Annotated in this window: 13 protein-coding genes; 3 read left to right on the top strand and 10 right to left on the bottom strand. The window is 63.8% G+C overall.

The window, feature by feature from the left end; translation table 11 throughout:
* Nucleotides 1–20 precede the first annotated feature (20 nt).
* The gene (gene ccmB / locus AC3CB8_RS03650) at nucleotides 21–686 is read right to left on the bottom strand and encodes a heme exporter protein CcmB (RefSeq protein WP_023774435.1); all 666 of its coding nucleotides are present in this window, start codon (nucleotides 684–686) and stop codon (nucleotides 21–23) included.
* 49 nt (nucleotides 687–735) lie between these two features.
* The gene (gene ccmA / locus AC3CB8_RS03645) at nucleotides 736–1,344 is read right to left on the bottom strand and encodes a heme ABC exporter ATP-binding protein CcmA (protein ID WP_023793531.1); all 609 of its coding nucleotides are present in this window, start codon (nucleotides 1,342–1,344) and stop codon (nucleotides 736–738) included.
* Between the two features lie 284 nt (nucleotides 1,345–1,628).
* Between ccmA and acnA the strand changes: the two genes are divergently transcribed.
* Together acnA and AC3CB8_RS03635 are read left to right on the top strand one after the other, a co-directional pair.
* Nucleotides 1,629–4,319, top strand: a complete 2,691-nt coding sequence (acnA, locus tag AC3CB8_RS03640) for an aconitate hydratase AcnA (protein ID WP_023774437.1) — start codon at nucleotides 1,629–1,631, stop codon at nucleotides 4,317–4,319.
* Between the two features lie 393 nt (nucleotides 4,320–4,712).
* A complete protein-coding gene (locus AC3CB8_RS03635; RefSeq protein ID WP_352552389.1) occupies nucleotides 4,713–5,522 on the top strand; it encodes a DUF1223 domain-containing protein in 810 nt (269 codons plus the stop codon).
* 54 nt (nucleotides 5,523–5,576) lie between these two features.
* On the opposite strand, the gene AC3CB8_RS03630 is transcribed toward AC3CB8_RS03635, so the two are convergent.
* From AC3CB8_RS03630 to AC3CB8_RS03605, 6 genes are read right to left on the bottom strand one after another with little or no spacing between them, the layout of a single operon-like run.
* Nucleotides 5,577–6,962: an NAD(P)/FAD-dependent oxidoreductase gene (locus AC3CB8_RS03630; protein WP_023782080.1), complete on the bottom strand. Its 1,386-nt coding sequence runs from the start codon at nucleotides 6,960–6,962 to the stop codon at nucleotides 5,577–5,579.
* Nucleotides 6,963–6,984: 22 nt separating this feature from the next.
* On the bottom strand, nucleotides 6,985–8,097 hold the full coding sequence (locus AC3CB8_RS03625) for an ABC transporter ATP-binding protein (RefSeq protein WP_023774440.1): 1,113 nt from the start codon (nucleotides 8,095–8,097) through the stop codon (nucleotides 6,985–6,987).
* Nucleotides 8,094–8,891, bottom strand: a complete 798-nt coding sequence (locus tag AC3CB8_RS03620) for an ABC transporter permease (RefSeq protein WP_023774441.1) — start codon at nucleotides 8,889–8,891, stop codon at nucleotides 8,094–8,096. Before AC3CB8_RS03620 ends, AC3CB8_RS03625 begins: the two co-directional genes overlap by 4 nt.
* A complete protein-coding gene (locus tag AC3CB8_RS03615) occupies nucleotides 8,891–9,754 on the bottom strand; it encodes an ABC transporter permease (protein ID WP_023774442.1) in 864 nt (287 codons plus the stop codon). Before AC3CB8_RS03615 ends, AC3CB8_RS03620 begins: the two co-directional genes overlap by 1 nt.
* Before the next feature lie 22 nt (nucleotides 9,755–9,776).
* The gene (locus AC3CB8_RS03610; RefSeq protein WP_352563480.1) at nucleotides 9,777–10,847 is read right to left on the bottom strand and encodes an extracellular solute-binding protein; all 1,071 of its coding nucleotides are present in this window, start codon (nucleotides 10,845–10,847) and stop codon (nucleotides 9,777–9,779) included.
* Nucleotides 10,848–10,882: 35 nt separating this feature from the next.
* Nucleotides 10,883–11,542, bottom strand: a complete 660-nt coding sequence (locus AC3CB8_RS03605) for a helix-turn-helix domain-containing protein (RefSeq protein WP_023793541.1) — start codon at nucleotides 11,540–11,542, stop codon at nucleotides 10,883–10,885.
* 525 nt (nucleotides 11,543–12,067) lie between these two features.
* On the opposite strand from AC3CB8_RS03605, the gene AC3CB8_RS03600 reads away from it, so the two are divergent.
* Nucleotides 12,068–12,448 (top strand): DUF2794 domain-containing protein, encoded by a 381-nt coding sequence (locus AC3CB8_RS03600; RefSeq protein WP_023782086.1) that lies wholly within the window; start codon nucleotides 12,068–12,070, stop codon nucleotides 12,446–12,448.
* 75 nt (nucleotides 12,449–12,523) lie between these two features.
* On the opposite strand, the gene AC3CB8_RS03595 is transcribed toward AC3CB8_RS03600, so the two are convergent.
* Both AC3CB8_RS03595 and AC3CB8_RS03590 read right to left on the bottom strand, forming a co-directional pair.
* Nucleotides 12,524–13,102, bottom strand: a complete 579-nt coding sequence (locus tag AC3CB8_RS03595) for a GNAT family N-acetyltransferase (protein WP_352563481.1) — start codon at nucleotides 13,100–13,102, stop codon at nucleotides 12,524–12,526.
* Nucleotides 13,103–13,207: 105 nt separating this feature from the next.
* The gene (locus AC3CB8_RS03590; RefSeq protein ID WP_023774447.1) at nucleotides 13,208–13,981 is read right to left on the bottom strand and encodes a Bax inhibitor-1/YccA family protein; all 774 of its coding nucleotides are present in this window, start codon (nucleotides 13,979–13,981) and stop codon (nucleotides 13,208–13,210) included.
* Between the last annotated feature and the right edge of the window lie 38 nt (nucleotides 13,982–14,019).

Raw genomic sequence — 14,019 nt, 5'->3', positions numbered from 1 at the left:
GCCTTCAGAGCTCTTGCGCCTCAATCCGTGCCGTGGCGCAGCGCCAGCGCCGCGGCGGTCGGCCCCAGGACGCCAAGAAACAGCGTCAGCGCGGCAAGAATGAGGAAGGGCTGCAGGAACGGATCGGGATTGGCCGTCGCGCCATAGCTCGCCGAAACGCCGAAGATCAGCACCGGTATGGTCAGCGGCAGCACCAGCACCGAGATCAAGAGGCCGCCACGCGGCAGCGCCACCGCCACCGCGGCGCCCACGGCACCGATGAAGGTGATGGCCGGCGTGCCGACCAGCAGCGTCAGCGCCGTGGCGCCTATGGCCAACGGTTCCATGTTCATGAACAGGCCGAGCAGTGGGGCCGCGACCACCAGCGGCAGGACGCTGCCCGCCCAATGCGCGACGCACTTCACCAGCACCGTCAGCGCCAGCATGTGCCGGTCGTTGCCGAGCACCAGGAGATCGAGCGAACCGTCCTCGCGGTCGGCCTGGAACAGCCGGTCGAGGCCGAGCAGGCAGGCAAGCAGCGCGCCGATCCACAGGATCGCCGGACCGATGCGGGCCAAAAGCTTGAGATCCGGCCCAACGCCGAAAGGGATGGTGGCGATGACGGCGAGGAAGAAAATTACGCCGGTCAGCGCGCCGCCGCCGGCACGGATCGAGAGGCGGATGTCGCGTAGGAAGAGCGACCACATTACGATGTGGTCCCTTGTTGAAGAAGGGGGGCGCCGTAGGGGGCAGTCATCAAAAGGCCTCCCCCATCACCAACTCTTTCGCCGCCGCCAATCCCAGCGGCAGATGCGTCGCCGCCACGAGCATCCCGCCTTCCTCGCAATGCTCGCGCATCAGCCTTGCAAATCGCGCCTCCGAAGCCTTGTCCAGCCCTGCCGTCGGCTCGTCGAGCAGCCACAGCGGCCGATGGCTGACCAAGAGTTTCGCGATCGCCGCGCGGCGTCTTTGCCCGGTCGAAAGATAGCCGAACGGCAAATGGCCGATGCCGCTGAGCCCGACCGTTGCCAGAGCCTCCTCCACATCGAGCCGGCCTTCGCCATGGAACTCCCGCCAGAAGCGCAAATTCTCGGTCACGCTCAGCGCCGCCTTCATCGCGTTCTGGTGGCCGAGATAGTGGCAGGCCGAGCCGATCGAGGGGAACTCGTCGCCGCCGCCCTCGAGCAGCAGACGGCCTTCGGTTTTCGGCAGCAGGCCGGCGACCACCATGAGCAAGGTCGATTTGCCCGAGCCGTTCGGCCCGGTGACGACCAGGGCTTGGCCCTGATCGAGCACAATGCCGATGCCGGAGAAAACCGGCTCGCCGCCGCGTTCGCCGCCCAGATTTTCGGCGATAAGCCGCATCCCTCGCCTGCCCTGAAATCAATGTTTCGCGAACGCTGCCGCATCGCACAAATTTGCTCTGCAACTGTCTAGAACTATTCCAGAAAATTCTCTATATGCGGGGCATCCGTGCCAGCGGTCGGCGCGGGAACAGAATTAGCGCCGAACCAGCGCACGCGCCGCCTTGAACGGCTCGGGTTGCTTGGGAACGGACAGCGGAAATGGCCGTACCCGCACCTTTGCGCGTGATTGCATGCCATCGGCGTCCGTTCCCTTTCAGGCTGAACAGACAGGACGGATCGCACGTGTCAAAATCCCTCGACAGTTTCAATTGCCGCCGCACGCTGAAAGCGGGCGACGCCGAGTATGTCTATTTCGACCTCGTCGAAGCCGAGAAGAACGGCCTCACCGGCATTGCCCAGTTGCCCTATTCGATGAAGGTGCTGCTGGAAAACCTGCTGCGCAACGAGGACGGCCGGTCCGTCACCAAGGAGAGCATCCAGGCGGTGGCCGGCTGGCTGACCGACAAGGGCACCGCCGGCGTCGAGATCGCCTACCGCCCGGCCCGCGTGCTGATGCAGGATTTCACCGGCGTCCCGGCCGTGGTCGATCTCGCCGCCATGCGCGACGCCATGGCTTCGCTTGGCGGCGATCCGCAGAAGATCAACCCGCTGGTGCCGGTCGACCTCGTCATCGACCATTCCGTCATCGTCGACGAGTTCGGCACGCCGATGGCCTTCGCCCGCAATGTCGAGCTCGAATATGAGCGCAACGAAGAGCGCTACAAGTTCCTGAAATGGGGCCAGCAGGCATTCCGCAACTTCCGCGTCGTGCCGCCCGGCACCGGCATCTGCCACCAGGTCAATCTAGAATATCTCGGCCAGGTGGTGTGGACCAACACCGAGGACGGCGAAACCACCGCCTATCCCGACACCTGCGTCGGCACCGATTCGCACACCACCATGATCAACGGCCTTGGCGTGCTCGGCTGGGGCGTCGGCGGCATCGAGGCCGAGGCGGCCATGCTCGGCCAGCCGGTTTCCATGCTGCTGCCGGAAGTCATCGGCTTCCGCCTCACCGGCAAGCTCAAGGAGGGCGTCACCGCCACCGACCTCGTGCTCACCGTCACCCAGATGCTGCGCAAGAAGGGCGTCGTCGGCAAGTTCGTCGAGTTCTTCGGGCCTGGCCTGTCCAACATGACGCTGGCCGACCGCGCCACCATCGGCAACATGGCGCCCGAATATGGCGCCACCTGCGGTTTCTTCCCGGTCGACCAGGAAACCATCCGCTATCTCACAATGTCGGGCCGCAGCGAGGACCGCATCGCCTTGGTCGAGGCCTATTCCAAGGCGCAAGGCATGTGGCGCGAGTCCGGCTCCGCCGATCCGGTCTTCACCGACCTGCTCGAACTGGAACTGGACAGCGTCGTGCCGTCGATGGCCGGTCCCAAGCGCCCCGAGGGCCGTGTCGCGCTGGAAGGCATTCCGGCCGGTTTCGCCAAGGCGATGGACACCGAATACAAGAAGGCGGCGGAAATCTCCAAGCGCTACGCCGTCGAAGGCACCGACCATGACCTTGGCCATGGCGACGTCGTCATCGCCGCCATCACCTCGTGCACCAACACCTCGAACCCATCAGTGCTGATCGGTGCGGGTTTGCTTGCCCGCAACGCCAACCGCCTCGGTTTGAAGCAGAAGCCGTGGGTAAAAACCTCGCTGGCCCCCGGCAGCCAGGTGGTGGCGGAATATCTGGAAAAGTCGGGCCTGCAGAAGGAGCTCGACCAGATCGGCTTCAACCTGGTCGGCTTCGGCTGCACCACCTGCATCGGCAATTCCGGCCCGCTGCCGGCGCCGATCTCCAAAACCATCAACGACAAGGGTCTGATCGCTGCCGCGGTGCTCTCCGGCAACCGCAACTTCGAAGGCCGCGTCTCGCCCGACGTGCAGGCGAACTACCTGGCGTCGCCGCCGCTGGTCGTCGCCCACGCCTTGGCTGGAACAGTCACCAGGGACCTGACCACGGAGCCGCTCGGCGACGACAGGAACGGCAATCCGGTCTATCTCAAGGATATCTGGCCGAGCTCGGCGGAGATCCAGGAGTTCATCGAGAAGAACGTCACCCGCGAGCTGTTCGCCCGCAAATATGCCGACGTCTTCAAGGGCGACGAGTACTGGCAGAACGTCAAGGCGCCGGAAGGTCAGACCTATGCCTGGGACAACAATTCGACCTATGTGCAGAACCCGCCCTACTTCGCCGGCATGACCACCGGTTTCGGCAAGATCGGCGACATCAAGGGCGCCCGCGTGCTCGGCCTGTTCGGCGACAAGATCACCACCGACCACATCTCGCCGGCGGGTTCGATCAAGGCCGCCTCGCCGGCCGGCAAATACCTGACCGACCATGGCGTCGGCGTTGCCGATTTCAATCAGTACGGCACGCGGCGCGGCAACCATGAGGTGATGATGCGCGGCACCTTCGCCAACATCCGCATCCGCAACCACATGCTGGGCGAGAACGGCCGTGAGGGCGGCTACACCATCCACTATCCCAGCAAGGAAGAGGAATCGATCTACGACGCGGCGATGGAATACAAGAAGGAAGGGGTGCCGCTGGTCATCTTCGCCGGCGTCGAATACGGCAACGGCTCGTCGCGCGACTGGGCGGCAAAGGGCACCAACCTGCTTGGTGTCCGCGCCGTCATCGCCCAGTCTTTCGAGCGCATCCATCGTTCGAACCTGGTCGGCATGGGCGTCATCCCCTTCGTCTTCGAGGAAGGCACCTCATGGGCTTCCCTCAACCTCAAGGGCGACGAGCTGGTCGAGATCGACGGATTGAGCGCCATCAAGCCGCGCCAGACGATGACCGCCAAGATCACCTATGGCGACGGCACGGTGAAGAACGTGCCGATCATCTGCCGCATCGATACGCTGGATGAGCTCGACTACTTCAAGAACGGCGGCATCCTGCAGTACGTGCTGCGCGATCTGGCGGCCTAGAAAACAGTGAGTGGTGAGTAGGACGCAGGGACGCTCCTACTCACTACTCACTACTCACTACTCGATATACCCCTGCCGCGGCCGCGGACCAGCATGCCGCACAGTCCTGCCGGGATGAAGGCAAGGTCGTCAAAGCATTGACCGGCCAGGACCAAAGTCCAGGGCCGGTGCGTTGGCAATAGAGATAGATGGCGGTGAGGAGAACTTGCCGCATGGCGATGATGCCGCCGCTCAATCGAACCACGCCTTGAAATGCAGCGGCTGCTCCTATTGCGGCCTTACCTCACGATTGCAGCGGTAAATTTCACCGCAACGTGACTTCCCGTTGACTTCCCGTTCTGCCACATATTTCGGCAAAGCAGAACAAAGCCGGCATCACCGGTGGGAATTGGAATGGTCATGGCCTCGCGACGATCATTGTGGCTGGCAGCCTTTGCGCTGGCCTTCTCGGTTTATGCCGGCGCTGGCCGTGCCAGCGAGCCCGAAACGGCCCAGGCCGAGAAACCCGACAGGCCGCTCGGCGTGGTCGAACTGTTCACCAGCCAGGGCTGCAGTTCCTGCCCCCCGGCGGACGCGTTCTTCGCCGAACTCGCCACGAGGCAAGACCTTGTCGCGCTCGCCTATCACGTCGATTACTGGGACTATCTCGGCTGGAAGGACACGCTGAGCCACAAGGAAAACACCGAGCGGCAATATGACTATATGCGCTATTTCAGCAGCCGTTCGGTCTATACGCCGCAGGCCGTCCTGAACGGCCGCATGCATGTCAACGGCGCCAATCGCGGTGAGGTCGACGGCGCGCTTGCCCGCATGGCCCGTGCCGGCGAAGGCATGCGTGTGCCCATCAAGGTCAGCCGCACCGGCGACCGGGTGATCATCGACGCAGGTGACGCCGGCGCCGGCCCGAACGACGCCCATGTCGTCATCGTCTATTTCGACGCGCCGCAGACTGTCAAGATCGGCCAGGGCGAGAACTCCGGCCGTAAGATGACCTATTGGAACGCGGTCACCGGGATCCAGACCGCCGGCATGTGGCATGGCATGGCGCAGCGATACGAATTGCCGCTGAGCGAGATCACCAAGAAAGGCGGCTGCGCCGTGCTTTTGCAGTCGGTCGGCAAGGATGGCCTGCCAGGCCCCATCCTGGGTGCGGCTTTCATCCACAAACCCGGATCCGAGACCTCCCTCGATCGTAAGCTGTAACGTCACGCGGTTCGGCGCAATGCCGGGCACCTGTGACGCAGTTCGCCCGGATGCTCAGTGTCCGGTCAGGCGATCGGCGAAAGCCGCAAGGCGTGAGGTCCGGTCCAAGCCGTTTGCTTCACGCCGGTCGGCGATGCGATAGAGCTGGTACATTGTATGCACGCCGAGCCAGCGCAGTGGTTCCGGTTCCCATTTCTTGACCGTGCGGTTGACCCAGGGCAGCCGGGTCAGCTCGGTGTCGTGGCCGAGCACGAGGTCGCGCAGGGTGCGGCCTGACAGGTTGGAACTGGAAACCCCGAGCCCGACATAGCCGCCGGCCCAGCCAATGCCGCTTTCCCGGTCGAAGCCTGAAGTGGTGCACCAGTCGCGCGGTACGCCAAGCGTCCCACACCAGGCATGGTCGAGGCGCACGCCCTTGGTCCGCGGCAGCAACCTGGTCAGCACCTCGTGCAACTGGTCGATGGTCGCTTGCTGGGTCCGGCCGCGCACATCGGTGCGCGAACCGAAGCGGTAGGGCACGCCACGGCCGCCCATGGCTATGCGGCCTTCGCGCGTGCGCTGCGCGTAGCAATAAGTGTGGGCGGCATCGCCCAGCACCTCGTAACCGTTCCAGCCGATCTGATCCCACAGTTCTTGCGGCAGCTTCTCGGTAACCACGATGGCGCTGTTCAGCGGCAGCCAGAGACGCTCGTAGCCGGGGATGCCAGCCGTGAAGCCTTCGGTGGCGCGGACGATCTTCCCTGCCCGCACGATGCCTCTGCTGGTGGTGACCTTGCCCTTCTCGATCGCCAGCACCTGCGTCTGCTCGTAAATCGGCACGCCAAGCCGCGCGACAGCCGCCGCCAGGCCTTGCACCAGCTTGGCCGGCTGGACACGCGCGACGTTGCGCACGACGAAGGCGCCCAGCACCTTGTCGATGGCGATGCGCTGGCGCGCCTCCCGCGCATCGAGGAAGGCCAGCCGCTCCGGCGGCATCTCCCAGCCCAGCAGCTCCTCGTATTCGGCCTTGGCGCGCTGCAATTGTGCTGTGTTGGTGGCGACGGTGATGTTGTCGACACGGCGGATATCTGCGTCGATGCCTTCGGCTTCCGTCACCGCGATCACCTCATCGACCGTTCCGGACATGGCGCGCTGCATGTCGATCACCGCGCCGCGCGAGGAGGTCTTTGCGTATTTCTCACGCGACCAGCTGAAGCCGCCCGACAGCCAGCCACCATTGCGGCCCGACGCGCCGTAGCCGGCGAACTCCTTCTCGACGATGGCGATGCGCAGCGCAGGCCGCGCCTTCTTCAAATAATAGGCTGTCCACAGGCCGGTGTAACCGGCGCCGACGATGCAGACATCGGCCTCGATGTCGCCGGGCAAGGCCGGCCGATAGGCCGGCACCCCGCCGATATCGGCATACCAGAACGACACGTCGCCATTGTGCTTGGCTTGCATTTTCTTGAAATCCGTTCCGAAATCAGGTGAGCGTCAGGTCAGCCTTGTCGTCGTCGGGGAGCAGCTTCACGTCGGCGCCGGCGAACAGCACCTCGACCTCGTCCCCGATGACGAAACTGTCTGCTTCCAGCGTCGAGCGCACGATGGCTTTCGAGCCGTCGGCCAGATCGACTTCGTATTTTGAGCCGGAGCCGAGATAGATGGCTTCGCCGATGCGCCCCGTGAGCCGGTTGCGGCCATCGCCGCCTGCGCCAGGGCGGGCGAGCGCCAGCTTTTCGGGACGCAGCAGCATGACCGGCCTGCCGCCATTGGGGAGACGCTTGGCGGTCGTCACCGTCTGGCCTGATATCTCGATCGCCGTCTCCTGGCCCGAGGTGGCGGCGGCCCCGCGCAAGACGGTGGAATCGCCGATGAACTTGCCGACGAACAGTGTCGCCGGCTCGTCATACAGCTCGCGCCCGGTACCGATCTGTTCGATCCGGCCCCGGTTGAACACGGCGATGCGATCCGACAGCACCAGCGCCTCTTCCTGGTCGTGCGTCACATAGACGAAGGTGGTGCCGAGTTCGCGGTGAATGCGCTTGATCTCGAGCTGCAGCCATTCGCGCAGCTTCTTGTCGAGCGCGCCGAGCGGCTCGTCCATCAACAGCAGCGGCGGGTCGAAGACGATGGCGCGGGCCAGCGCCACGCGCTGCTGCTGGCCGCCCGAAAGCTCGCTGGGGAAGCGATGGCCGAAATCCGCCATCTTGACCATGTCGAGCGCTTGGCGCACCCGTCGTTCGCGCTCGGCTCCCGCCACGCCGCGCAAGGCGAGCGGATAGGCGACGTTGCGGCTCACCGTCATATGGGGAAACAGCGCGTAATGCTGGAAGACCACGCCGATGTTGCGCTTGTGCGCCGGCACGCCGACGACGCTCTTGCCCCCCACTTCCAGCGCGCCGGCACTGGCCTCGGTGAAGCCGGCGACGACGTTGAGTGTCGTCGTCTTGCCGGAGCCGCTTGGTCCCAGCAGCGTCATGAACTCGCCGGCCTCGATGTGCAGCGACACGCCGTCCAGCGCCTTGAAGCTGCCATAGGCCTTGCTGATCGTCCTGAGATCGATCGCCGCGCCCCTGCTCTCTTGCCCCAAGGTCATTGGCGTCCTTTCCGCTCGCGGCCAAGAAGAAGCATGCCGCCGCCGATCAGGATCGTGGTGGCAAACAACAGGATCGTGCCGACGGCCGCGACCGTCGGGTCGGCGTCGCGCGTGATGGAAGCGAAGATCTGCACCGGCAATGTCTTGAGGTAGGGATTGGTGATGAACAGCGACACGACGATCTCATCGAAGGAGGTGGCGAAGGCGAACAGCAGGCCCGACAGCATGCCGGGTGCAATCAGCGGCAGCGTCACCGTGCGGAAGGCGGTGAGCGCGCTGGCGCCGAGGCTCGCCGCGGCTGTCTCGAGCCGCCTGTCGAACACTTCGAGATTGGCCGAGACGGCAATCAGCACAAAGGGCAGCGCAAGGATGGTGTGCGCGAGCACGAAGCCGAGCAGCGTGCCGACAAGCCGTGTATCGAGATAGACCGCGTAGATGCCGATGGCCAGCACCACGCCCGGCACCACCATAGGCGTCAACATCAGCATGCGCAGCAGGTTTGCCGGCCGTGCCTTCATGCGGTCGAGGCCGAAGGCGGCAAGCGTGCCGAGCACCGTTGCCAGCACGGCAACGATCGAGGCGACCTTCAGCGAATTGAGGAAGCTGTTCGACCAGTCCGGGTTCGTGGCGAAATTCTGGTACCATTGCCAGGAAAAGCCCTGCGGCGGAAACGCCAGCGACTTGTTCTCGTTGAACGACATCGGCACCACGACCAGCGTGGGGGCCACCAGCCATATGGCCACCAACAGGCAGACAAGGCCGAGGATGACGCGGGTGAGCGGCTTCATCTCCATCAGCGCCGCTCCGCTTCCCGGTACCGGGATCGCATCACGGGCGCGGCGAGCGCCAGCAACACGAAGGTCGTGACCAGCAGCACCACGCCCATGGCGCCGCCACGGCCCCATTGCAGCAGGCTGAGCACCTGTGTCTGCACCAGGGTGGACAGCATGGTCGAACGCGGACCGCCGAGCAAAGCCGGCGTGATGTAGAAGCCGAGCGCCAGGATGAAGACGATGATCGCCCCGGCATAGACGCCCGGCAGCGACAGCGGCAGGTAGATGGTGAAGAAGGCGCGGGACGGCCGCGCGCCAAGGCTTTGCGCCGCGCGCATCAGCCTGAGATCGATACCTTTCATGACCGAATAGAGCGGCAGGATCATGAACGGCAAAAGCACCTGCGCCATGCCGATGACCACGCCCGTCTGGGTGCGGATCAGCCTGATACCACCGAGCCCGAGCGACCTGAGGATCGAGTTGATGACGCCTGAATCCTGGAGCAGGATCACCCAGGACAAGGTGCGAACCACGCCGCTCACCCAAAACGGGATCAGCACACACAAGAGCAGCACCAGCCGGACGCGAGGACCGACCGCGGTCATCAGATAGGCGTAGGGATAAGCGCAAACCACGCACACCAGCGTGACCCAAGCCGAAATGACGAAGGTCCGCTGGAGCACGACAAGGTTGATCGGCGCACTGAAGAACCAGACATAGTTCTGCGCTCCCCACTCCGGTTCCGACAGGCTGCGCAGCACGATGGTCAGTAGCGGATAGCCGATCACCCCGAAAAGCAGGACCAGGGCCGGCAACGCGAGCGCGAACGGCCGCCATGCCCAGCGCCTTTCGGCGGCCGGAATGGTTGGCTCGGACGCGCTCACGGCCTTGCTTCCCGTCAGCCGGTCAGTTCCCGGCCATCAGCGCCGCCCACTTCTCCTGCGCCACCGCGAAGTTCGGAACCCAGAACTTGAAGTTCTGCTTGTAGCCCTGCTTCTGGCGTTCAGGCGTATTGGTCAGGTAGGCGGCGACGGAAGCGTCGACCTTGGGCTGCGCGTCGTTGTTGATCGGCGTGTAGGAGGTCTTCTCCGCCAATATCTCCTGGGCATGCTTGCCGAGATAGGCATTGAGCAACGCATAGGATGCATCCGTATCCTTGACGCCGACGGGTATTGTCATCTGGTCCATCACCACCAGCCAGTCCTGCCAGGCGGGCGCGTACTTGGCGCCGTTCTTGACCGCCGTCATGGCGCGGCCCGTCCACATCATCAGCATGTCGGCCTCGCCGGATTCGGCGAGCTGCTGCGATTCTGCACCCGTCTTCCAGAAGATCGTGTCGGGGCCGAGCTTGCGGACCACATCTATCGCCTTGTCGATATCGGCCACCGTCATCGCCTTCGGGTCGCCGCCGGCAACCTTGAAAGCCTGTTCCAGCAGGCCACCGGTCGGGCTGCCGGAGCCGTCGATGCCACGCACGCCGGGGAATTTTTGGGTATCGAAGAAGTCGGCCCAGCTCTTGGGCGGATTATCCCCGTACTTTTCCTTGTTGTACATCAGCACGACACCGTAGTTCATCGCCGGCACCGAGCATTCGCCGACCTGGCCTTCCGGGATTTTCGAGACGTCGAGCTTCGTCAGATCGAGCTTCTGGAACAGCTTGCCGCAATAGACATAGGGCGGCAGGTCGTCGGTATCGACGACGTCCCAGGTCACATTGCCGGACTCGACCTGCGCCTGCAGTTTGGCGATCTCCGTCGGGCCGTCATTGAGGAGCTTGACGCCGGACTTGTCGACGAACTCCTTGAGTGCGGCCGCCTGGCCGTCCTGGTAGATGCCGCCATAGGAAACCAGGGTCAGCGTCTTGCCCTTCAGCGAGCCATCAGCGACCTCTCCCGCCACCGGCTTGGATTGCGCGAGCGCGGCGGTGGCCGCCAGAAGCACGGCGACGGCCGCCGCATGTCCAAATCTCAGTTTCATGATCATCTCTCCCATTTGCAGAACTCGCATTGTTTTCATTCACCCGGATGCGAGCGGTTTCCGGGCCTGTATCGATCGAGTTCGAGCGCGCCGGCGGTCGGCGGCGCGATGATCCAGAGGACCTCGGCCGGCGTGTCGCCGACATTGACGGTCCGGTGCGGCACCGAGGTTGCGTATTCGACGCTGTCGCCTTCGCGCATCAGATGGCGCTCGTCGGCAAGCGTCAGCTCGACGGTGCCCCTGAGCACCATGAACATTTCGTGCTCGCCGCCATGCACATAGGTCTCGTCGCCGGTCGAGCCGCCAACCTCGAAATGGCCGGCATAGACTTCGAATTGATGGATCGGCCGCCGCGACAGGAGCATCTTGCGGCCTTGGAGGCCGACCGGAACGACCGGCCGCTCCTCGCGCCTCAAAACCTTGTGCAGGGGACGGGCATTGTCCTCGAACAGATCGTTGATGCCGAGATCGAGAGCGGCGGCGATCTTGAGCAGCGTGCCCGTATTGGCGCCGCACAGATTGCGCTCGAGCTGGCTGATGAAGCTCGCCGTGGTGCCCGTCATGTCGGCAAGCTGGCGTAGCGAGACGCGCCGGGCCGTGCGCAATGCCTTGATACGAGGGCCGACGCCGCCGGCCTCCGACACGGCCGCCCGGCCATTCAACTGTTTCAGTGGGGAGTCCGATGCGTGTGGCATTGTCGTCTCCGTTCCACTTAACACCCTATTAAGTGATACGGAAAATGGCAAGCATGGTCGGCAGAATTGAATAGCGACGTGGGCTGGCGACCTCGGCCCTACGCCGATGCTCGGCCCGCGCAGTCCCAGGTGCAAGGCTCAAAAACGAAAAAACCGACGTCAGCTTGCTTCTGACGTCGGTCATTTAGGTTTTGGGATCGTCGCACCCGGCTTTTCCGAGGAAAAGGCCGAGGTTGGTTCGATCCGACGCAGACCCGTGGGCGGGGGGCTTGGGGTTTACGAGCCGGTGCCGGACCGAACCGTCTCAGGCAACGCCGGTAAATTCGTCGGACATTGGGGCATGAGCGCGGATAAAAAAAGGCAGAAATGTGGCGAACCATCACCAATTCCAACACGCGTTTCACAAACGTGACTGGACGCGGCGGAAACGGCGCGCCGCTGCTTCGCTTCTCCGGCTCTTGCAATTGCGATGCGAAGGGGCCAACTTTGGTTGGCAAAGATTCATTTTTGAGGATCGAGGCAGGCATGACCGATGACGGCGGCGGGATGGGGGATGGAGACGCATCCGCGATATTGATCCCGCTACACGAGGCGCGCAGCGCACGCCTCGACCAGCCGGTCCGCTTCGACCGGCGCGAACTGGACCAGATCCTCAGGCTTTACGGACGCATGGTCGCGGCCAATGAATGGCGCGACTACGCCATCGATCACCTCACCGACCGCGCTGTCTTTTCCGTCTTCCGCCGTGCCAGCGAAGTGCCGCTGTTCCAGATCGTCAAGGACCCGAAACTGGCGCGCAAGCAAGGCGCCTTCGCCGTCATCGCGGCGGGCGGGCGCATCCTCAAACGCGGCCAGGAGCTTGGCCGCGTGCTCGGCGTCTTCGACAGCAAGCTGAAGCTGGTATAGGGGTGAATGGCGAATTGAAGAATTGAGGAGCGAAGGAAAAGAGCCGCTTACGTCAGGCGCCGAGTGTCTTATTCCTCAATTCTTCAGTTCTCCCTTCCGGAACTTCCGCTCCGGCAGCGAATCCGAATCAGGTGGCAGCGATGCCCCGCCGTTGAGCGATAGCTGCATGAATACCGTGTCCAACCAGCGCCCGTGCTTGTAACCGGAGCCCTCGAGGCGGCCGGAATGACGGAAGCCGAGCTTTTCGTGCAGCCTCACCGAGGCGCTGTCGGCGCGGCCATCGCCGATCACCGCGACGATCTGGCGGAAGCCTGCCGCCTCGACCGCCGCGACCAGGCTTTGCATTAGTGTAAGGCCGACACCCTGGCCCTTCGCGTCAGGCGCGACATAGACCGAATCCTCGACGATGAAGCGATAGGCCGGGCGCGGCCGGAACGCGCCGGCATAGGCATAGCCAAGCACGGCGCCTGCCTTTTGAGCCACCAGATAGGGAAAGCCGCCGGCCGCGAGTGCGGCGAATCGCGTCCCCATCTCGGTGCGGCTGGGGGGCTCCAGTTCATAGCTCGCCGTGCCGTTGGCAACCGCGTCGGCGTAGATTTCGGTTATGGCGTCGAGGTCGGCGGGGATCGCAGGCCTGATCACGATATTGCTCATTCTTTATGCAAGCCTCTCCTGTGCTTTCAATAACAGCAGAGACCCGTGTAAAAGAAAAGGGCGGCCGTTGGGCCGCCCTTTCAGGAGTCGATGGTCCAATGCCGCTTAGCGGCGGTCCCCCATGAACTGGAGCAGGAACATGAACAGGTTGATGAAATCGAGGTAGAGCGACAGCGCGCCCATGATGGCCTTGCGGCCCGCGACATCGGAAGTGTCGCCCTCGAAATACATCTCCTTGATCTTCTGCGTGTCATAGGCGGTGAGGCCGGCGAAGACCAACACGCCTATCGCCGAGACGGCGAAGGTCAGTGCCGACGACTGCAGGAAGATGTTGATCACCGACGCGATGATGATGCCGAACACGCCCATGATCAGGAACGAGCCCATCGCCGACAGGTCACGCTTGGTGGTGTAGCCGAACAGCGACAGCGCGCCGAAGGCCGCGGCGGTGGCGAAGAAGGTCTGCGAGATGCTGGCCGTGGTGTAGACCAGGAAGATCGACGACAGCGACAGGCCGACCAGACCGGCATAGACCCAGAAGGTGGTCTGCGCGGCGGCGACGCTCATCGACTGGATCCTGAACGACAGGAAGAACACGGCGGCCAGCGGCGCCAGCATGACAACCCAGCGCAGCGGCGAACCGAAGATCGCGTAGCCGAAGGAGGTCAGCATCTCGCCACTCGGCAGCGTCGCGACGGCCGAAGCCGGATCGGTGGTGGTGGCCAGCATGATCGTGCCGATGGCGGCAAGGCCTGTGATGAGCAGCCCAAGCCCCATCAGATTGTAGACCTTGATCATGTAGGCGCGCAGACCCTGGTCGATGTCGGCGCGGACGCCGGGCACCGCCGACGTCTGATAGTTGCGAATGGGATCAGCCATTGGAATCCTCGTTGCTTCTGCCCCGTCCGGTGTCGGGC

The organism is Mesorhizobium sp. P160927, from assembly GCF_057766385.1.
This window is presented reverse-complemented; position numbering and strand designations above follow the sequence as displayed.

Coding starts and splice junctions, on each gene's coding strand:
- ccmB (WP_023774435.1), bottom strand. CDS start 686: ATGTGGTCGCTCTTCCTACGCGACATCCGCCTCTCGATCCGTGCCGGC.
- AC3CB8_RS03620 (WP_023774441.1), bottom strand. CDS start 8,891: ATGGAGATGAAGCCGCTCACCCGCGTCATCCTCGGCCTTGTCTGCCTG.
- AC3CB8_RS03630 (WP_023782080.1), bottom strand. CDS start 6,962: ATGCAAGCCAAGCACAATGGCGACGTGTCGTTCTGGTATGCCGATATC.
- AC3CB8_RS03605 (WP_023793541.1), bottom strand. CDS start 11,542: ATGCCACACGCATCGGACTCCCCACTGAAACAGTTGAATGGCCGGGCG.
- AC3CB8_RS03595 (WP_352563481.1), bottom strand. CDS start 13,102: ATGAGCAATATCGTGATCAGGCCTGCGATCCCCGCCGACCTCGACGCC.
- AC3CB8_RS03600 (WP_023782086.1), top strand. CDS start 12,068: ATGACCGATGACGGCGGCGGGATGGGGGATGGAGACGCATCCGCGATA.
- AC3CB8_RS03610 (WP_352563480.1), bottom strand. CDS start 10,847: ATGAAACTGAGATTTGGACATGCGGCGGCCGTCGCCGTGCTTCTGGCG.
- ccmA (WP_023793531.1), bottom strand. CDS start 1,344: ATGCGGCTTATCGCCGAAAATCTGGGCGGCGAACGCGGCGGCGAGCCG.
- AC3CB8_RS03635 (WP_352552389.1), top strand. CDS start 4,713: ATGGTCATGGCCTCGCGACGATCATTGTGGCTGGCAGCCTTTGCGCTG.
- AC3CB8_RS03590 (WP_023774447.1), bottom strand. CDS start 13,981: ATGGCTGATCCCATTCGCAACTATCAGACGTCGGCGGTGCCCGGCGTC.
- AC3CB8_RS03625 (WP_023774440.1), bottom strand. CDS start 8,097: ATGACCTTGGGGCAAGAGAGCAGGGGCGCGGCGATCGATCTCAGGACG.